The following is a 19,698-nucleotide window of genomic DNA, read 5'->3' on the forward strand; positions in this document are numbered from 1 at the left end:
ACAGGCTCACCACGAGCGGTTCACGGTCAGCTCGCGGCGCCGAGGCCCGCCCGGGCGCGCTCGCCGACGAGCGCGAGGCGGTTCTTCATCGAGAGCAGCTGCTGCTCGAGCGCGTGCGCCTCCGAGGCGAGGTCCGCGAACCCGCTCGCCTGCGACGCCTCGGAGAGGGCGCGGGCGCCGTCGAGGAGCGCGGCGACGCGGTCCGCGATGGGCACGAGGTCGAGGACCGCGGGCGGCCCGTCCTCGCGCCCGAGCGCCGCCTGCGCGTCCCGGGCGAGCGCGTTCACCTCGGCCGCGCCGCGGCCGAGCCCGTCGTAGCGCTCGAGGAGCGCGGCGAGCGTCGCGCGCCGGTCGCGGATCTCGGCGGCGCGGGCGGTCACCGCGTCCGCGAGCGCCTGCTGGCGGGCGCCGATCCGGGCGAACGCCGCGGTGAGCGCCTGGAGCCGCGGCGCGAGCCGCTCCTCCGCGGAGGCGAGCGCGCCGAGCCGCGCCGAGCTCTGCTCCACGGCGCGCCGCGACGTGAGCGAGGGGCGGGCCGCCTCCCGGGCGAGCGCCTCGAGCGCGGAGAGCTCCGCCTCGAGCGCCGCCGCGGCGGCGGCCAGGGATCCCTCTTCGAGCTGGATCTTCATGGCGCGTCCTCCGCGGCCTGGAGCGTCGCCGCCCCGGCCCCGGCCCCGGCGCCGGCCGCGGACAGCCAGCGATGGATCACGGAGATCAGCCGGTCCGGATCCACCGGCTTCGCGACGTAGTCGGTCGCGCCGGCGGAGATCGCGCTCTCGCGGTCGCCCTTCATCGCCTTCGCGGTCAGCGACACGATCGGCAGCCGCTCGAAGCGCGGCGTCTTCCGGATCGCGCGGATCGCGGCGAGGCCGTCCATCTCCGGCATCATCGTGTCCATGAGGACGAGGTCCACGTGCGGGCTCTCCTCGAGGAGGCGGATCGCCTCCTTGCCGGTCTGGGCGTGGATCACGTTGAGGTGCACCGACTCGAGCACGCTGTTGATGGCGAACAGGTTCCGCATGTCGTCGTCGGCGAGGAGGACGGTGCGGCCGGAGAGGTCCGTGCCGGGCGGCAGCGCGGGGTAGGCCTTCAGGTCCGGCTGGTCCTCGGTGGCCCGCCCCTCGCCGTCCCGGGCCGGCTCGGGCCCGACGTAGCGCTCCGGCATGACGACGGTGAAGACGCTGCCCGCGCCGGGCGTGCTGTCGACGTCGATGGTGCCGCCGAGGAGGCGCGCGATCTCGCGGCTGATGGTGAGGCCGAGGCCGGTGCCGCCGTACTTCCGGCTGGTCGTGCCGTCCGCCTGCTGGAACGCCTCGAAGATGATCTTCTGCTTGTCCTTCGGGATCCCGATGCCGGTGTCGCGGACCGCGAACGCGAGGAGCCCGGGCTGGGGTGACCCCGCGCGGCGCGCGCGCTCGACGCAGAGCGTGACCCCGCCGCGGTCGGTGAACTTGAACGCGTTCGAGAGGAGGTTCTTCAGGATCTGCTGCAGCCGGGTCACGTCCGTGTACACCGACGGCGGCAGGTCGGTGCCCATCTCGATCCGGAACTCGAGCACCTTCTGCTCGGCGACGTGCCGGAAGGTCTGCTCGAGGTACTCGCGGACGTCCTCGAGCCGGGCCTCGCGCGGCTCGATGGGCATCTTGCCGGCCTCCACCTTCGAGAGGTCGAGGATCTCGTTGATGAGCCCGAGGAGCTCGTGCCCCGACGTGTACACGGTGCTCGCGAACTTGACCTGCTCCGCGGTGAGGTTCCCGTCGCGGTTCTCGGCCAGCATCTTCGAGAGGATGAGGAGGCTGTTCAGGGGCGTCCGCAGCTCGTGCGACATGTTCGCGAGGAACTCGGACTTGTACTTGGAGATGAGCTGCAGCTGCTCCGCCTTCTCCTCGAGGCTCCGGCTCGCGAGCTCGACCTCCGAGTTCTTCTGCTCGAGCAGCCGCGCCTTCTCGTTCAGCTCGGCGGCCTGCGCCTCCAGCTCGGCGTTGGATCGCTTCAGCTCCTGCAGCAGCTCCTCCGTGCGCATCGAGGAGGAGATCATGTTCAGGATGACGCCCACGTTCTCCATGAGCTGGTCGAGGAACGCGAGGTGGTTCGGGCTGAAGTCGCGGAACGAGGCGAGCTCGATGACCGCCTTGATCTCGTCCTCGAAGAGGACCGGCAGGACGACGACGCAGCGGGGGCGCGCCTCGCCCATGCCGGACGCGACGTAGATGAAGTCCTCCGGCACGTGCGTCACCACGATGCGCTTCTTCTCGAACGCGCACTGCCCGATGAGGCTCTCCTTCAGGCGGTAGGAGTGCGAGAGGGTCTTGCGCCCGCCGAACCCGTAGCTCGCCACCAGGTTCAGGAGCGCCCCGGCCTTCTCGTCCGTCCCAGGCTCGACGATGAAGAAGGCGCCGTGCTGCGCGTTCACGAGCGGGGTCAGCTCGGACATCACCGCCTGGGCGACGGAGACGATGTTCCGCTGCCCCTGCATCATGGAGGAGAAGTTCGCGAGGTTCGTCTTCAGCCAGTCCTGCTCGTTGTTCTTCTGCGACGTCTCCTTCAGCGTCGCGATCATCTGGTTCACGTTGTCCTTCAGGGCGGCGACCTCGCCCTGCGCCTCGACGGTGATGGACCGGGTGAGGTCGCCCTTCGTCACCGCGGTCGAGACCTCCGCGATGGCGCGCACCTGCGAGGACAGGTTGCCGGCGAGCTGGTTCACGTTGTCGGTGAGGTCGCGCCAGGTGCCCGCCGCGCCCGGCACCTTCGCCTGGCCGCCGAGCTTCCCCTCGATGCCGACCTCGCGGGCGACCGTCGTCACCTCGTCCGCGAAGATGCGGAGGGTGTCCGTCATCGAGTTGATGGTCTCCGCCAGCGCGGCGACCTCGCCCTTCGCCTCGAGGACGAACTTCTGCGACAGGTCGCCGTTCGCGACCGCGGTCACGACCTTCACGATGCCGCGCACCTGCTTCGTGAGGTTCGAGGCCATGAAGTTCACGTTGTCGGTGAGGTCCTTCCAGACGCCCGACACGCCGGGCACGCGCGCCTGCGCGCCGAGCTTCCCCTCGATGCCGACCTCGCGCGCGACGGTGGACACCTGATCCGCGAAGGTCCGGAGGGTGTCCGTCATGTCGTTGATCGTCTCGGCGAGCGCGGCGACCTCGCCCTTCGCCTCGAGGACGAACTTCTGCGTGAGGTCGCCGTTCGCGATGGCGGTCACGACCTTGATGATGCCCCGGACCTGCATGGTCAGGTTCGAGGCCATGAAGTTCACGTTGTCGGTGAGGTCCTTCCAGACGCCCGACACGCCGCGCACGTCGGCCTGGCCGCCGAGCTTCCCGTCGGTGCCGACCTCCTTCGCGACGCGGGTCACCTCCGCGGCGAACGAGTTCAGCTGATCGACCATCACGTTGATGGTGTTCTTGAGCTCGAGGATCTCGCCCTTCGCATCGACGGTGATCTTCTGCGAGAGGTCGCCCTTCGCGACGGCGGTCGTCACCTTCGCGATGTTCCGCACCTGATTCGTGAGGTTCGCCGCGAGGACGTTCACGTTGTCGGTGAGGTCCTTCCAGGTGCCGCTGACGCCCTCGACCTCCGCCTGGCCGCCGAGCTTGCCCTCCGTGCCGACCTCCTTCGCGACGCGGGTCACCTCCGCGGCGAACGAGTTCAGCTGATCGACCATCACGTTGATCGTGCTCTTGAGCTCGAGGATCTCGCCCTTCGCCTCGACCGTGATCTTCTGCGAGAGGTCGCCCTTCGCGACCGCGGTCGTCACCTTCGCGATGTTGCGCACCTGCGTGGTGAGGTTCGCGGCGAGGACGTTCACGTTGTCGGTGAGGTCCTTCCACGTGCCGGAGACGCCCTTCACGTCGGCCTGGCCGCCGAGCTTGCCCTCCGTGCCGACCTCCTTCGCGACGCGCGTCACCTCCGCCGCGAAGGACCGGAGCTGGTCCACCATCACGTTGATGGTGTTCTTGAGCTCGTAGATCTCGCCGCGCGCCTCGACGGTGATCTTCTGGGAGAGGTCGCCGTTCGCGACCGCCGTCGTCACGAGGGCGATGTTGCGGACCTGGTTGGTGAGGTTCGCGGCGAGGCCGTTCACGTTGTCGGTGAGGTCCTTCCACGTCCCCGACACGCCCTTCACGTTGGCCTGGCCCCCGAGCTTGCCCTCGGTGCCGACCTCGCGCGCGACGCGCGACACCTCCGCGGCGAACGAGTTCAGCTGGTCCACCATCTTGTTGATGACGTCCTTGATCTGGAGGATCTCGCCCTTCACGTCGACCGTGATCTTCTGGCCGAGGTCGCCGTTCGCGATGGCGGTCGCGACCTTCGACACGTCCCGGAGCTGGACGGTGAGGTTCGTCGCCATCGCGTTCACGTTGTCGGTGAGGTCCTTCCAGGTGCCCGACACGCCCTTCACGTTGGCCTGGCCCCCGAGCTTGCCCTCGGTGCCGACCTCGCGCGCGACGCGGGTCACCTCCGCTGCGAACGAGTTCAGCTGGTCGACCATCTTGTTGGTCGCGTCCTTGATCTGGAGGATCTCGCCCTTCACGTCGACGGTGATCTTCTGCGTGAGGTCGCCGTTCGCGATGGCGGTCGCGACCTTCGACACGTCCCGGAGCTGGACGGTGAGGTTCGACGCCATCGCGTTCACGTTGTCGGTGAGGTCCTTCCACGTCCCGGACACGCCGCGCACGTTGGCCTGGCCGCCGAGCTTGCCCTCCGTGCCGACCTCGCGCGCGACGCGTGTCACCTCCGCGGCGAACGAGTTCAGCTGATCGACCATCCGGTTGATGACGTCCTTGATCTGGAGGATCTCGCCCTTCACGTCGACGGTGATCTTCTGGCCGAGATCCCCGTGCGCGATGGCGATGGCGACCTTCGAGACGTCGCGGAGCTGCACCGTGAGGTTCGAGGCCATCGTGTTCACGTTGTCGGTGAGGTCCTTCCAGACGCCGGACACGCCGCGCACGTCGGCCTGGCCGCCGAGCTTCCCGTCGGTGCCGACCTCCTTCGCGACGCGGGTCACCTCCGCCGCGAAGGACCGGAGCGTGTCCACCATTGTGTTGATCGTGTTCTTGAGCTCGTAGATCTCGCCCTTGGCCTCGACGGTGATCTTCTGCGAGAGATCGCCGTTCGCGACGGCGGTCGTCACCTTCGCGATGTTCCGGACCTGGCTCGTCAGGTTCGCGGCGAGGCCGTTCACGTTGTCGGTGAGGTCCTTCCAGGTGCCCGACACGCCCTTCACGTCGGCCTGGCCGCCGAGCTTGCCCTCCGTGCCGACCTCCTTCGCGACGCGGGTCACCTCCGCGGCGAAGGAGGAGAGCTGGTCGACCATCACGTTGATGGTGTTCTTGAGCTCGAGGATCTCGCCCTTCGCGTCGACGGTGATCTTCTGCGACAGGTCCCCCTTCGCGACGGCGGTCGTCACCTTCGCGATGTTCCGCACCTGGGCGGTGAGGTTCGCGGCCAGGCCGTTCACGTTGTCGGTGAGGTCACGCCAGGTGCCCGACACGCCCTTTACGTCGGCCTGGCCGCCGAGCTTGCCCTCCGTGCCGACCTCCCGCGCGACGCGGGTCACCTCCGCCGCGAACGAGTTGAGCTGGTCCACCATCGCGTTCACGGTGGTGCCGATGCGCAGGAACTCGCCCCGGACCGGGCGGCCCTCGATCTCGAGCGACATCTTCTGGGAGAGATCTCCCTTCGCCACGGCGGTGATGACGCGCGCGACCTCGTTCGTGGGCGCCACGAGGTCGCCGATGAGCTGGTTCACGGCGTTCATGCTCGTGGCCCACGCTCCCTTGGCGGGCCCCACGGAGGCGCGCTCGGTCATGCGCCCCTCCTGGCCGACGATCTTGCCGACGCGGAGCAGCTCGTGCGCGAGGTGCTCGTTCAGCCCGATGATGTCGTTCAGGAGCTCGCCGGCGCGGGCGAGGATGCCGTCCCTCTCGTAGGGCAGGCGCACGCTGAAGTCGCCCTGCTTCACCGCCTTGAGGACGTCGACGAGCTGCGCGACCTCCTCCTGGCTCCCGCGCGAGAGCAGATCCCACTCGGTCTCGTCCGGTCGCCTGCGCGCGAAGCCCGGCGGCGGGGGCGCGGCGTCGCTCTTCCGGGGCGCGCCGCCGGGGGCGGTCCGGGACGCGGTGCCGCCGGCCGGCGAGCGGGCGCCGTGAGGGCCGCCGAGCCGCGAGCCGGTCGTCCGGGATCGGTTCTTCATTCGGGGAGCCTCCGCAGGAAACGCGTCACCTTGGGCTCGTACCTCGGGGGCGTACAGTGCCCGCGCGTGAGGCGCGCGAGCGCCAAGCGGGTCGTTGGCGCAGAGGCGCTCCGGGCCCACCTGTCGGAGGCCCACGCATGAGCCCACCGGATCGAAGCACCGCGACCATCCTCCTGGTCGACGACCGCCCCGCGAACCTGCTCGCGCTCGAGTCGGCGCTCGCGTCCCCGAACTACCGGATCGTGAAGGCGGAGTCGGGCGCCGAGGCGCTCCGGTTCCTGCTCAAGGACGAGTGCGCGGTGATCCTGATGGACGTGAACATGCCGGAGCTCGACGGCTACGAGACGGCCCGGCTCATCCGGCGGAACGAGCGGACGCGGACCATCCCCATCGTGTTCGTCACCGCGTTCGGCGCGGAGGAGCGGCACGTGCTCGCCGGCTACGAGAGCGGCGGGATCGACTACCTCCTGAAGCCCGTCCAGCCGGAGGTGCTCCGCTCCAAGGTCGCCGGCTTCGTGGCGCTCCACCGCGCGCGGCTCGAGATCCAGCGCCAGGCGGAGCTGCTGCGGGAAGCCGAGCGGCGCGAGCACGCGCACGCGCTGGCGGAGCTGGAGCTCCGGGCGCTGCGGCGGCAGCAGGCCATGCAGCGCCGGTACCAGACCGTGGTCCAGGCGCTCACGGATGCGGTCGTGTGGCTCCTGGATCCCGTCTCGCTCGCCTGCACCTTCGCGAGCCCGAGCGTCCGCAAGGTGCTCGGCTTCAGCCCCGAGCAGTGCCTGTCCGACCCCCGCCTCTGGATGGAGCGCCTCCCGCGAGAGGAGCGAGAGCGGTTCGTCGCGGTCGTCCGGTCGCTCGAGGCGGGCGGCGCGCCCGCGTCCCTCGAGCACCGCTTCCTCCGCGCGGACGGGCGGGTGGCCTCGTTCGAGACGACCGTGCGGCTCCTCGTGGGCGAGGAGCCCGGGCGGCTCGAGCTGCACGGGCTCTCGGTGGACGTCACCGACGCGGTGCGGAGCCGCGAGGCGATCGGGTTCCTGTCGGCGGCGTCGGCCGAGCTGTCGCGCTCGCTCGACGTCCGCAGCAGCGTCAACGCCGCGTGCCGGATGGCGGCAGGGCCGCTCGCGGACGCCTGCCTCGTCGAGGTCGCGCCGGCCGGCGCCGCCCCCGTGGTCGCCGTCGCGCACGCGAACCCCGCGCGGGAGCGCGACGTGCGCGCCGCGCTCGCGGGCCTCTCGCTCGAGCGGCTCCGCGCGGTCGAGGTGACCGACGTGCTCGCGGCGGACGCGCCGCTCGAGGACGGGGCGGAGGACGCGCGCGCCGCCGTCGCCCGGCTCGGCGTGCGGATCGCGCTCGTGGTGCCCCTCGTCGTGCGCGCGCAGCGGATCGGCACGCTTTGCCTGCTCGCCGAGGATCCGCTCCGGTTCGTGGGCCGGCCGCGGGACACGGCCGAGGAGCTCGGCGCCCGCGTCGCGCAGACGGTCGACAACGCGCTCCTGCACGAGGACACGCGGAACGCCGTGCAAGCCCGGGAGGAGTTCCTGTCGGTCGCGTCGCACGAGCTGCGCACGCCCCTCACGGCCCTCAACCTCCAGGCGCGGCTCCTCGAGCAGCTCGTGGCGGACGGGCGCCTCGGCGTCCCCCCCGAGCGGCAGGACGATCTCCAGAAGCGCGTTCGCTCCATGGCGCGACAGGTGGGACGGCTCTCCGCCCTCGTGAACAGCGTCCTGGATCTCGCCCGCGCACGCTCCGAGCGGCTGACGCTGGAGCTCGCGACGTGCGACGTCGCGGAGATCGTCCGGGACGTGGCCGGCCGGTTCGACGACGTGCTCACGGGGGAGGGGCGGACGCTGCGCGTCGAGGCGGAGCCCGGGCTCGTCGCGCGCTGCGACCGGACCCGCGTGGAGCAGCTCCTCACGAACCTGGTCGCGAACGCGGTGCGCCACGGCGGGAAGGGGGAGGTGGCCGTCCGCGCCGGGCGCGGCGAGGACGGCGTGTTCGTCCTCGTGGCTGACGCGGGCCCGGGCATCTCCGAGGCCGAGCGCGCGCGCATCTTCGATCCCTTCGCCCAGGGGCGGCGCGCGGCGAGCGGCGGCCTCGGGCTCGGGCTGTACATCGCTCGCAAGATCGCCGAGGCGCACGGCGGGCACCTCACGCTCGAGAGCGCGCCCGGGCAGGGCGCGACCTTCCGCGTGGAGCTGCCGTCCGTCGATGCGCGCGCGCTCGACGCGCCGCTCGAGGCGGCCGCGCCGTAGCGTCGCCACCGGAAAATGGGCCCGGCGGCGGCCGCGGCCAGCGCGCGGGAGCGATCCGCCGCACGGGGGCCGTCCACCCCGCTCGCCCGCCCGGATGAGGCGCCGGCCGGCGGCCGCGCCCCCGCGGCGGGACGCCCTCGCGACAGCCGCCGCCCGACGTGGCAAGCTCGCCGCGGATGGAGACCCTGAGCCGCCTCGAGGCGCAGATCCTCGCGTACCTCCTCGAGCGGCTCCCGATCTCCACGCGCGGGCGTTGCTGGGTGTCGCCGCTCGCCGGCGGCGGCGCCGAGGTGATCGCGGCCGCGCCGCTCGCGGCCGTCCCGGGCACGTCCGCGGTCTTCACCCTCGCGCGCGCGAGCCGCCGGGTCGTGCTCACGCTGACGGGCGCCGACCCGGTGCGCGTCGGCCCGATCCTCGCCCGCGCCGCGCACGAGGCGCCCGCCGACGCGGACGTCCACGTGCTCGCGCTCGACGATCCGTACCTCGCCGGGCATGGGCGCGCCGGCGTGGCGCTCCTGCCCCCGGGCTCCGGCCGCTGGTTCCCGGGTGTTCCGGACGCAGTCCGGTTCGACGCAGAGGTGGTGCAGGTGTCGATGGCCACGTTCCTCTCGCCGAGCGAGCTCGCCGACGCGCGGACGCGCGGGCCCGAGCCGCTCCTCGCCGCGTTCGCGCGAGGTGAGCGCGACCTCATCCGGTTCGGCAGCCGCGAGCGGGCCGGCTGAGCGCTCCGAGCGCGTGCGCCGGTGTCGGGTTCCTCCGGGGCGCGCGCGACCCCGGGTCCGGAAGGCCTCCCGGACGTTGCGCGCACCGCAGCGCTTGCGCCGGACCGGCGCACGGGGCGAACTCCCCGAAACTGCTGGAAACGGATGCGCGCGGCCGCGGATCCTTACTCGACGCGTGCAGGTGGTACGGGTCTTCCAACCGGCTCCCTGCAACCACCCACCCCACGGCACCGAGGAGCGTCGAATGGGTAGATCGTCCGGAACCTTCAACGTCGCGACCAAGCTCCGGCTGATGCTGCTCGCCGGGGCCATCGGGCTCGCGCTCCTCGGCTGGGAGTCGATCCACGTGCTGGAGGCGCGGATGCTCGCGGAGCGCGAGGCGAAGGTCCGCGCCGCGGTGGAGACCATCCACGGCGTCCTCGCGCACTACGGCCGCCAGGTCACGGAGGGCCGGCTCGCGGTCGCCGACGCGCAGCGCGCGGCGATCGAGGCGATCCGCGCGGTCCGGTACGAGGGGCGCGAGTACTTCTGGGTGAACGACCTCGAGCCGCGGATGGTGGTGCACCCGGTGAAGCCGGAGCTGGACGGGAAGGATCTCTCTCGCGACGTCGACCCGGCGGGCAAGCGGCTCTTCGTGGAGTTCGTGGACGTGGCGCGGCGAGACGCGGCCGGCGGGTACGTCGCGTACCTCTGGCCGAAGCCGGGCTCGTCGGTGCCGGTGCGCAAGATCTCGTACGTGAAGCTCTTCGCGCCGTGGGGATGGGTGGTCGGCTCCGGCGTGTACCTCGACGACCTCGACGCGGCGGCGGCGGCGGAGGCGCGGCGCGTCCTCGGAGCGGGCGCGCTGATCCTGCTCGTCCTCGCCGCCTTCGCCTGGATCGTCGCGCGCAGCATCACGGGGCCGCTCGCGCGGGCCGTCGCCGCCGCCGACCGGATCGCCGCGGGCGATCTCCGCGAGGAGATCGCCGTGACGAGCCACGACGAGCTCGGGCGCCTCCTCGGGGCGATGGCGGCGATGGCCCGGCGCCTCGCCGACGTGATCGGCGAGGTCCGCGCGGGCGCCGACGCGCTCGCGACGGCCTCCCAGCACGTCTCGACGGCCTCGCAGGCGCTCTCGCAGGGTACCGGCGAGCAGGCCGCGAGCGCCGACGAGATGACCGGCGCGCTGCAGCGGATGAGCGCCGCCATCGAGCAGAACGTGGCGAGCGCGCGCAGGACGGAGCACCTCGCCAAGCAGGGCGCCGACGACGCCGAGAGGAGCGGCCGCATCGTCGCCGAGACCGCCGACGCGATGAAGGCCATCGCGGAGAAGACCTCGATCGTCGAGGAGATCGCCTACCAGACGAACCTGCTCGCGCTGAACGCCGCGATCGAGGCGGCGCGCGCGGGCGAGCACGGTCGCGGGTTCGCGGTGGTCGCGGGCGAGGTCCGGAAGCTCGCGGAGCGATCGCAGCGCGCCGCGAAGGAGATCGGGGCGCTGGCGGGATCGAGCGTCGACGTGGCGGGCCGTTCGGCCAAGCTCATCGTGGAGCTCGTCCCGGCCATCCGGCGGACCTCGAACCTCGTCGAGGAGGTGGCGGCGGGGTCCGCGGAGCAGACCGCCGGCGTCGCGCAGGTGACGACGGCGATGTCGGTGGTCGACCAGGTGACGCAGCGGAACGCGGCCGCCGCCGAGGAGCTGTCCTCCACGGCCGAGGAGCTGGCCTCGCAGGCGGAGGCGCTGCAGCAGCTCGTCGCGTACTTCCAGGTGCGGGACGCTCGGGACGAGCGGTCGGCGGTCGCGCGCGGTGCGCCCGCGCTCGCGGACCCGGCGGCCGAGCGGCTGCGGCGGGTGGGGTGAAGGGGGCGCGGCCGGCGGCGACCGGGAGAACGGCGCCGCCGGCCCGCGGTCGCTACGGCGCCGGCGCGTGCCAGGTGAAGATGCCGCGCAGGTCCTCGGTCCGGCTGTTGATGACCGGGAGGCTCGCGTTGGTCCCCCAGGCCTCGACGCGGAGCTGGTACGTGAGCCCGTCGGAGAGCGAGGGCGCCGCCGACGGGTAGGCGACGGTGCAGTGCTTCGCGACGCAGAGCGGGGTGGTCCTCGGGTCCAGATCGGCCGTCCAGACCTCGTTGCCGGACGTGTCGAGCAGGCGCACCCGGTAGAAGTCCGTGGAGGAGGTGTCGCCCCAGTCGAACGTCGGGGCGCCGATCACGTCCGCGGGCGCGTCCGCGCCCGGCGCGTAGAGCGGGACCGCGGCGACCATCTTGAACTCGTTCACCGCGCCCGCGGTCACCTGATCGCCGGTGACGACCCCGCCCGCAACGGTGAGGAAGACCGGCGCGGTCCCGCCCTGGCCCGAGATCTGCCGGACCACGTCGTCGTTCTCGTACCCGGCCAGCGCGACGTAGCGGCCGTCCGGAACGCCGGCGATGGAGTACGCGGACGTGATCGACGGCGCCGCGCCGCCGTCCGGAGCGCGCAGGCCGGGGATGGCGTCGCCGCGGCCGAGCGTCTGGCCCGTGCCCGCCGGATCGTCGAACGTGGACGCGAGCACGAGGATGACGGACGTGTGGAACGTGGTGCCGACCGGAAGCGAGCCGGAGACGAGCTTCACGCTGCCCTGCACCGTCGCGGTCGCGGCGCCCGTCCGCGCGAGGTCCACCTGGGCGTCGTCGCCCGCCTGGAGCGTCTGCGCCTTCGACTCGTAGCTCGAGCCGCGGGCGTACGCGCGGACGGTGTAGTCGCCCGGCGGGAGGTTCAGGACGGCGTACGCGCCGTCGGCGCTCGCGACGGTGGTGTAGCCCTTCGGTGTCGCGCCGGTCGTCTCCGCGGCGACCATCACGCCCGCCTGGTCCGGCGGCACCGCCACGTGGCCGTGCAGCGCCGCGGAGCGCGCCGCGGCGTCCGCGGGCGCGAGCGCTACGAGCCCCACGTCGGTGAGGGGGTTCGAGATCGTCCAGCGCCCCTGGCCGTGGACGGCGCCGGCGGCGGAGACGGGCAGCGCCACGCGGATGCCGCCGGGGAACGGCTCGAACCCGCTGGCGTCGGCGCGCAGGGTGACGTCGGGATCGGCCGGCGTCCCGTCGGGCGCCCGGGGCGCCGGAACCTGCACCGTGTAGCCCGTCGCCGAGGAGATCGCGACGGGCGCCACCGGCGCGCCGTTCACGTCCACCGCGACGACGCGCGCGCCGGAGATCGCGCCGGTCGCCTTCCCGACCGACAGGTCGTACACCGTCCCCTCGAGCACCACCGGCTCGAAGCAAGCGCCGCCGCTGCCGCCGACCACGGCCTCGCACACGAGGCCGTCGCTGCAGCCCGAGCGTGCCGCCAGGTCACAGCCGTTGCTCTTCTTTCCGCAGGCCGCGAGCAGCGCAGCGGCAAGCAGGAAAGGTCGGAGGTTTCGTGACATTCGCGTGCTCCATTCTGACGAGGTGTTGGACGTCCGAGACGCTGCGACCGACCCGCCGTGTCGGCGGACGGTCACGTCTTTCCAGGAGATGTGCCGGTGCGCCAGTGACCCGAGGTCCGCGTCGCCGTCACGTCGGCGCGGGGCGGCGCGGCCCCGCACCTTCGGTGGATAATACCCGGAGTCGCCCCCGGAGCGTGCAACCATGAGACTCGCCGTCCTCGCCGCCGTCCTGCTCGCGTCCTGCGCCGCCGTCCCGGCGCCCCGGCCGACGCCGCCGTCGGTGCCGATGTCGGACCGGCCCATCCTCGGCCCGCTCCAGACCGCGCTGCTCTACCATCAGCAGACCGCCACGCCGGCGCCGGACGATCGCCTCGTCTCGTGGTACGGCGAGGTCTGCGGCGAGCTCGATCCGGCCGCCCGCCGGGCCGCGGCCGAGCGCGCCCGCGCGTCGCTCTCGCAGGCGAGCGCCGAGGCCGCGGCGACGGCGCGCTGGCTCGTGCCGGTGTCGCAGGCGCTCGGCGGGTACGACCTCGCGGTGGGCGGCTTCCCGACCTCGCTCCACGAGGGCGCCGTCGTGCGGTTCGGCACGGGCGACTACTGCAACGAGGAGCTCGGGTACCTCGTCGTGTTCAAGAACGGCGGCGCGTTCTCGAGCGTGGCCGTCCCGCGGGAGCAGGCGCTCGAGTTCGTCCGCACGAACCCGGCTCGGCGCGTGGTGCACGAGCTCGAGGTCGAGGTGGTCGGCGCCCAGGCCGCGCCCGCACCTGCGCTCGTCGTGAACATCGTCGCGCTCCGGACCCGGGACGCGGTGACCGGCTCCGTGCTGGCCGAGTCGCGCGGGGTGCGCCGGCGGGTCGCCGCGGCGGCGGCTCACTCGCCCGCGCCCTAGCCCCCTCATCCGTGGGCGGAGCACCGCCGCAGACGCGTCGCCGCGACGGCGCGCTTGCGTCGTCCGCGGCGAAGGGGCATGCAACGGCGCATGCCCACCGATCTCCCGACGGACGAGTGGCTTCGCCTCGCGGACGCCGTCGCGCGCCTCGCCCGCGACTGGCTCGACGACCTGGACCGCCGTCCCATCGCGCCGCGGACCCGCGGCGCAGAGGCGATCGCCGCCCTCGGCGGCGAGGCGCCGGAGGTGGGGCTCGGGCACGCCGTCGTGGACCGCCTGCGCGAGGTCCTGCCCCGCGCCCGCGCGCAGAACGGCCGGTTCCTCGGGTACGTGCTCGGATCGGGCGAGCCGGCCGGCGCGGTCGCGGACCTCCTCGCGAGCGTCCTCAACCAGAACGTCACCGCGTGGCGGTCCTCTCCCGCCGCGGTCACCGTGGAGCGCACGGTGGTGAGCTGGCTCGCGGCCGCGCTCGGCTGCGGCGGGTTCGGCGGGAGCCTGACCGGCGGCGGCTCGGCCGCGAACCTCATGGGCCTCGCGATGGCGCGGGAGGGGCGGGCGCCGGCGCGCGAGGCGGGCCGCCCCGAGGGCGTCGTCTACGCGTCCGAGGAGGTCCACATGTCCATCCCGAAGGCGGTCGCGCTCCTCGGGATCGGTACGCGGAACCTGCGGCGGATCGCGGTGGACGGCGCGCAGCGGATGCGCGTCGACGCCCTCGAGCGCGCGCTCGCGGAGGACGTCGCGGCGGGGCGGCGCCCGATCGCGGTGGTCGCCACGGCCGGCACCGTCGCGACGGGCGCCATCGATCCGCTCGACGCGATCGCCGACGTCGCGGCGCGGTACGGCGCCTGGCTCCACGTGGACGGCGCGTACGGCGCGCTCGCCGCGCTCGCCGCGCCGGACCGGCTCGCCGGGCTCCGCCGTGCGGACTCGCTCTCGGTGGACGCGCACAAGTGGCTCTACCAGGCCGTCGACTGCGGGTGCCTCCTCTTCCGGGACGCCGCCGCCGCGCGCCGCGCGTTCTCCGACTCCGGCGAGTACGTGAAGACCGGCTCCGACGACGCCGTCGAGGGCTTCGCGTTCTTCGACGAGTCCGTCGAGCTGTCGCGGCGCTTCCGGGCGCTCCGGCTCTGGACGTCGATCCAGTTCCACGGCCTGGGTGCGTTCCGCGCCGCCATCGCCCGGGACCTCGCGCACGCGCGCGCCCTCGCGGCGCGCGTCGCCGCGGAGCCGCGGCTCGAGCTGCTCGCCGCCGGCGACCTCTCCGCCGTCTGCTTCCGGCACCGCTGGCCGGCGGACGCCGACGCCCGGAACGCAGCGCTGCTGCGGGCGGTGAACGCGCGCGGGCGGGTGTACCTGTCGAACGCGGTGGTCGGCGGCGTCTTCGCGCTCCGCGCGTGCTTCGTGAACCACCGGACCACCGACGCCGACGTGGAGGAGGTGGTCCAGGAGGTGCTGGCGGCAGGGGAGGGGGTGGGGTGAGCCGGGCCGTCCCCTTCGCGCGAGCTCTCAGGAGCGCCGGCGCGCGGAGACCCGCGCATGCGCGGGACGGCGGAGCGCCGGATCGCGATCTGTCGCCCGGTAGTCGGTGAGCGCCGCGAGGCCGAAGATCGCCAGGGCCACGACGACGAAGAGCCCGCTCGCAGGGCCGGTGAGGAGGCCGAGGAACAGGAGGAGCGCCGCCGATCCGACCTCCACCACCCCGTGAGCCCAGAACGGCACGACCGGCACCACGCCGAGCGGGTAGGCGGTCACGAGGCTCATGGCGGCCTGCCCGACGCCGAGCACGAAGCAGATGGCAGCGGCGCCGCCGGACGCGCCGAGCAGCGTCGGCGCGATGACGAGCGCCGCCGCGACGACGTAGTCGAGAACGCCGTGCAGCGCGGGCGGGACGACGCGGAGCATGCCGACCTCCAGTGATCCGAAGGTGAGGCCGTCGCGTGGCGCCGGCCCGACCGCCCGGCCGCGCCTCTCGACGCCGGCGCTCAGGCGGCCGCGGCGAGCGCCCGCGCGATCGCCTCCTCGAGGCGCGCTGCCTCGAAGGGCTTCTCGACCCAGGCGTTTCGCGTCTCGGCCAGGAACCGGCTCGCCGCGTCGGAGAACGCGCCGCCCGTGATGAAGACCATGCGCGACGCGAGCGCCGGATCGCGCGCGGCGATGTGCGCGTGGAGCTCCATGCCGGTCACCTGCGGCATCATGAGGTCGCAGAGCACCGCGTCGAACCGCTCGCCGGCGTCGAGCCGCGCCAGCGCCTCCGGCGCGGAGCTCGCAGTCTCGACGACGTACGCGCGCGACAGCGACCGGACGAGCGCGCGCAGGACGAGCGCGTCGTCGTCCACGACGAGCAGCCGGCGGCGCGACGGCGGGGTCGCGTCGCCGACGCCGCTCTCGGCCGACGCGTCGACCGGCCCGCGCCGGGCGGGCAGGGTGACGCGGAAGCACGTGCCGCGCCCGACCTGCGTCTCGACGTCGATGCGGCCCCCGGCCCCGGACACGATGCGGTGGGCGATGGCGAGGCCGAGGCCGCTGCCGCCGGCGCTCGCCTTCGTCGTGTAGAACGGGTCGAAGATCCGCGGCAGCACCTCGGGCGGGATCCCGGCGCCGGTGTCGCGGATCGCGACGAACGCGCTCCCCTCCGCGTCGGTGCCGGCCTCGACGCGGACGACGTTCTGATCCGCGCGCCCCTCCGGGATCGCCTGGGCGGCGTTCACGAGCAGGTTCAGGAACACCTGCCCGAGCTCGTGGCCGCCCGCCTCGACCGGCGGCATGTCGGCGATCCGCGCCTCGACGCGAGCGCGGTGGCGGAGCTCGTTGTGCGCGAGCCGGAGCGCCGCCTCGAGCTCGGCGCCCGGGTCGGTCGGCCCGCGATCCTCGGGCCCGGGCTTGGAGAACGCCCGGAGGCCGCGCACGACGTCCCGGACGCGGTCGGCGCCGTCGCGCGCCTCGGAGAGCGCCGCGGCGAGCTCCGGGTCGCCGCCCGGCGGGATTCCCTCGGCCGCGAGGAAGTCCAGGTTGGCGGAGACAGACGCGAGAGGGTTGTTGATCTCGTGCGCCACGCCTGCCGCGAGCATGCCGAGGCCGGCCATCCGCTGCGCGAGCTCGAGCCGCGCCTGGATCGCCCGGCGCTCGGTGACGTCGGACGAGACGCCGGTGAAGCGGAGCGCCCGCCCGTGTGCGTCTCGGCGGCTCACCCGGCCGCGGACGAAGACCCACCGCACCTCGGCCATGGGAGACGCGATCCGGTGCTCCGACTCGAACACGGCGGTCTCGCCGCGCAGGTGTGCCTCGACGCGCGCCCGGACCTCGGCGGCGTCGTCGGGGTGGACGAGCCGGGCGAGGACCTCGCTCACCGTCCCGTGGTGCGCGTCGGGAGCGAGCGCGGCGAGCCCCCACCGCCGGTGGATCTCGAGGCGGCCAGCCGTGAGATCCCAGTCCCACACGCGGTGCGTGCCCGCGAGCGCGAGCTCGAGCCGCTCGCGGCCCTCGCGCAGCTCGGTCTCCATCGCGGCGCGGGCCGACTCCTGGCGCCACCAGAGCGCCAGCATGATGGCGCCCGCGAGCAGGAGCGCGAGCGCGAGCGCCGCGATGACGCCGACGGGGCGCAGGATCGCCCCGTCGATCTCGGCGAGCGCCACCTCCGTGCACACCTTCCAGTCGCTCCTCGGGACGGGCCGGATGGCGATCAGCACCGGCGTGCCCCGGGGATCGACGCCCTGCATGATCCCCATCGCCCCGTGCGCCGCCTTGAACGCCGGGAGCTCCTGCTGCGACGATGCCGACAGGAGCGCCGCGTGCCCGCCGGGGAGCTCGCGCCCGGACGAGAAGACGCGGACCTCCCCGCCGCCCGCGTTCACGAGCGCGGCGCTCGCGGTCCGCGTCGGCACGGGCCAGCGGTCGAGGACCTCCTCGAACAGCGGGGCCGCGTCGACGCGCAGCGCGACGGCGCACGGCGGTCCGCCGTCGGCGCGCGCGGCGGCCACCACGTCGAGGTGCGGCTCCTCGCCGGCCTCCGCGAGGAGGGCGTCCGCGGCGCCGTCCGGCGACGCGAGCGCGGCGCGGAGGAGCCGGGGATCGACCGGCCTCGCCGGACGCCCGTCCCGCGTCCATGCGGCGAGCGGAAGTCCGTCGGCCCCGACGAGGGCGATGGACGCGTAGCCCTGGCGCGCCGCGAGATGACCCAGGATCTCCATGACGTGCGCGCGGAGCGTGGGCTCGAGCGTGCCGGTCGCCGAGGCCCGGGCGGCGCGCGCGATGGACGGGTACAGGGCCGCGTACCTCGCGTTCCGGAGGTGGTCCTCCCGCCACTCCTGGAGCGCCTCGACCTTCAGCGCCGCCACCGCGTCGAGCTCCGCGCCCGCGCGGCGGCGCGTCTCGGCGCGCATCCAGACCGCCATCATCACCGCGGCGACGACGAGGCCGGCCGCGGCGAGGGCGAACGCCGTCGGTGGGAGCCAGCGGCGGGGAGGGGAGGTGGAGGAGCCGTGCAACGTGCACCCGGGTCGGACGTACGGATGGTCTTCATTGTGGCAGGTCGCGCGGCGCGCCGGAAGCGCGGAACCGGCGGTCGCTTGCCCCCGTCACGTGCCTCCGGTACACGACCGCCCGTGCTCCCCGCCATCCTCTTCGACCTCGACGGCACGCTGACCGATCCGCGCGACGGGATCGTCCGATCGATCCGGCACGCCGTGGAGCGGCTCGGCATCGCGTGTCCGCCGGACGCCGCGCTCGAGCGGTACATCGGGCCGCCGCTGCACGAGTCCTTCGCCGAGCTGCTCGGACCTGCGCGCGCGTCGGAGGCGTCGCGTGCGGTCGCGCTCTACCGCGAGCGCTACGCGCCCGTGGGGATGTACGAGAACCGCGTCTACCCGGGGATCCGGGAGCTGCTCGGGTCGCTCCGCGCCGCCGGGCACCGGCTCATCGTCTGCACGTCGAAGCCGACGGTCTTCGCGGAGCGGATCGTCGGGCACTTCGAGCTGGCCGGCTTCTTCGAGGCGATCCACGGGAGCGAGCTCGACGGGACGCGGACCGACAAGCGCGAGCTGATGGCGCACCTGCTCCGGGCGACCGGGCTTCACGGGAGCGCGGCCGTGATGGTCGGGGATCGCCTCCACGACGTCGCGGCGGCGCGCGCGCACGGGCTGCGAGCCGTGGGCGTCCTCTGGGGCTACGGCAGCGCGGACGAGCTCCGCGCCGCCGGGGCGGACGCGCTGGTCGAGCGCCCGGAAGACGTCGCGGCGGCGGTCCAGCGCGAGAACCGTTCGTGGTGAGCCTGTCGAACCACGAACGAGCGCGGCGAGCCGCCCTCGAGACGGCTCAGGGCGAACGGATGACGCTGTAGGTCTGCGGGGGCTGCCCTCACCCACCCCGTGGGGTCCCCATCCCCTCCGTCCGCTCTCGGCCGACGCCGGGGCTTCCCTGGGACGGCGCGCGGGTGTATATCGCCCCGCCGTTGACTCGGGAGTCACCGACCATGATCTCGATCCCCAGCGCGCTGCGCCTCTCGTTCCCCCTCCTCCTTCTCGTCACCGCGGCCTGCTCCCGCACGGCGGCGCAGCCGACCGTCGAGGCCGCGCTGCCTGCCGCCCCGGGCCAGGCGTGGGCGTCCGCGCACGACGCGCTCGCGCGGCTCGACCCGCACCTCCGCGACGCCGCCGGACTGGGCGGCCGGACCGCGACCGCCAAGTCGAGCGTCGTCGTCGCCGGGTACCGGTTCGACCAGGTTGCGATCGCAGGTCTCGCCGACCGCGACGCGGTCCGCTCCGTCACGCTCTCCGCCCCGTCCCCGAAGTCCGGCTGCGAGAAGATCCGCGAGGACCTCCTGAAGGCGCTCGGCTCCGAGTGGGATGCCGGGGAGACGCGGCTCGGCGCCGTGACCGCGACGAAGACCGGTCGCTCCGCGAGGATCGTCTGCAACGGCGCTGAGTTCTCGCTGGCGATCATCGGGTAACGGGGCCGCGCTTCGCCGTCGCCGTTGCCGTCGCCGTCGCCGTTGCCGTTGCCGACTTCTCCGTTCAGCGTGATTCGAGTCCCGTGTCCCCTGTCCCGGGCAGACGGGAAGCGGGCCACGGAAACGGGTCCGGTGACGGCAACGGAGAACGGCAACGGAGAACGGAGTCGCTCGTCGCCCCGTTAGCGTGGCGCGCGTCGTCGCCCTGGCCGGGATCTTCCGTGCCACGCGTCACACGCGCCCGCGTCCCGGGTCTCATCTTCCGGGACGCCACGCGGCGTCCACCGATCGCGTGGCGGGGTGGGT

12 protein-coding genes are annotated in these 19,698 nt (G+C 73.6%); 7 read left to right on the forward strand and 5 right to left on the reverse strand.

Annotation, left to right across the window (positions count from 1 at the left end):
- Positions 1-26: 26 nt before the first annotated feature.
- Both AMOR_RS22305 and AMOR_RS22310 read right to left on the reverse strand, forming a co-directional pair.
- Positions 27-629, reverse strand: coding sequence for a hypothetical protein (locus tag AMOR_RS22305; RefSeq protein ID WP_248354284.1), 603 nt, complete (start codon positions 627-629; stop codon positions 27-29).
- The gene (locus tag AMOR_RS22310) at positions 626-6,199 is read right to left on the reverse strand and encodes a HAMP domain-containing protein (protein WP_248354286.1); all 5,574 of its coding nucleotides are present in this window, start codon (positions 6,197-6,199) and stop codon (positions 626-628) included. Before AMOR_RS22310 ends, AMOR_RS22305 begins: the two co-directional genes overlap by 4 nt.
- A 137-nt stretch (positions 6,200-6,336) precedes the next feature.
- On the opposite strand from AMOR_RS22310, the gene AMOR_RS22315 reads away from it, so the two are divergent.
- From AMOR_RS22315 to AMOR_RS22325, 3 genes are all read left to right on the forward strand, one after another.
- Positions 6,337-8,448, forward strand: a complete 2,112-nt coding sequence (locus AMOR_RS22315; RefSeq protein ID WP_248354288.1) for an ATP-binding protein — start codon at positions 6,337-6,339, stop codon at positions 8,446-8,448.
- A gap of 176 nt (positions 8,449-8,624) precedes the next feature.
- Complete coding sequence (locus tag AMOR_RS22320; protein ID WP_248354290.1) at positions 8,625-9,170, forward strand: hypothetical protein; 546 nt, start codon at positions 8,625-8,627, stop codon at positions 9,168-9,170.
- A 361-nt stretch (positions 9,171-9,531) separates the two neighbouring features.
- Entirely contained in the window at positions 9,532-11,010 is a 1,479-nt protein-coding gene (locus AMOR_RS22325; protein WP_449658180.1) for a methyl-accepting chemotaxis protein, read from the forward strand.
- A 52-nt stretch (positions 11,011-11,062) separates the two neighbouring features.
- On the opposite strand, the gene AMOR_RS22330 is transcribed toward AMOR_RS22325, so the two are convergent.
- Positions 11,063-12,559 (reverse strand): carboxypeptidase-like regulatory domain-containing protein, encoded by a 1,497-nt coding sequence (locus AMOR_RS22330; protein ID WP_248354294.1) that lies wholly within the window; start codon positions 12,557-12,559, stop codon positions 11,063-11,065.
- A 202-nt stretch (positions 12,560-12,761) separates the two neighbouring features.
- Here AMOR_RS22330 and AMOR_RS22335 point away from each other — a divergent pair, with 202 nt between their 5' ends.
- Positions 12,762-13,448: a hypothetical protein gene (locus AMOR_RS22335; protein ID WP_248354296.1), complete on the forward strand. Its 687-nt coding sequence runs from the start codon at positions 12,762-12,764 to the stop codon at positions 13,446-13,448.
- 90 nt (positions 13,449-13,538) lie between these two features.
- Positions 13,539-14,927, forward strand: coding sequence for a pyridoxal phosphate-dependent decarboxylase family protein (locus AMOR_RS22340; protein ID WP_248354298.1), 1,389 nt, complete (start codon positions 13,539-13,541; stop codon positions 14,925-14,927).
- A 27-nt stretch (positions 14,928-14,954) separates the two neighbouring features.
- Here AMOR_RS22340 and AMOR_RS22345 read toward each other — a convergent pair whose 3' ends face one another.
- Together AMOR_RS22345 and AMOR_RS22350 are read right to left on the reverse strand one after the other, a co-directional pair.
- Positions 14,955-15,350 (reverse strand): hypothetical protein, encoded by a 396-nt coding sequence (locus tag AMOR_RS22345; RefSeq protein WP_248354300.1) that lies wholly within the window; start codon positions 15,348-15,350, stop codon positions 14,955-14,957.
- An 80-nt stretch (positions 15,351-15,430) separates the two neighbouring features.
- Complete coding sequence (locus tag AMOR_RS22350; RefSeq protein ID WP_248354301.1) at positions 15,431-17,932, reverse strand: ATP-binding protein; 2,502 nt, start codon at positions 17,930-17,932, stop codon at positions 15,431-15,433.
- 117 nt (positions 17,933-18,049) lie between these two features.
- Here AMOR_RS22350 and AMOR_RS22355 point away from each other — a divergent pair, with 117 nt between their 5' ends.
- Together AMOR_RS22355 and AMOR_RS22360 are read left to right on the forward strand one after the other, a co-directional pair.
- Complete coding sequence (locus AMOR_RS22355; protein ID WP_248354302.1) at positions 18,050-18,712, forward strand: HAD family hydrolase; 663 nt, start codon at positions 18,050-18,052, stop codon at positions 18,710-18,712.
- 203 nt (positions 18,713-18,915) lie between these two features.
- Entirely contained in the window at positions 18,916-19,392 is a 477-nt protein-coding gene (locus tag AMOR_RS22360; RefSeq protein WP_248354303.1) for a hypothetical protein, read from the forward strand.
- Positions 19,393-19,698: the final 306 nt, after the last annotated feature.

The organism is Anaeromyxobacter oryzae (assembly GCF_023169945.1).
In the GTDB taxonomy this organism is placed as follows: domain Bacteria; phylum Myxococcota; class Myxococcia; order Myxococcales; family Anaeromyxobacteraceae; genus Anaeromyxobacter; species Anaeromyxobacter oryzae.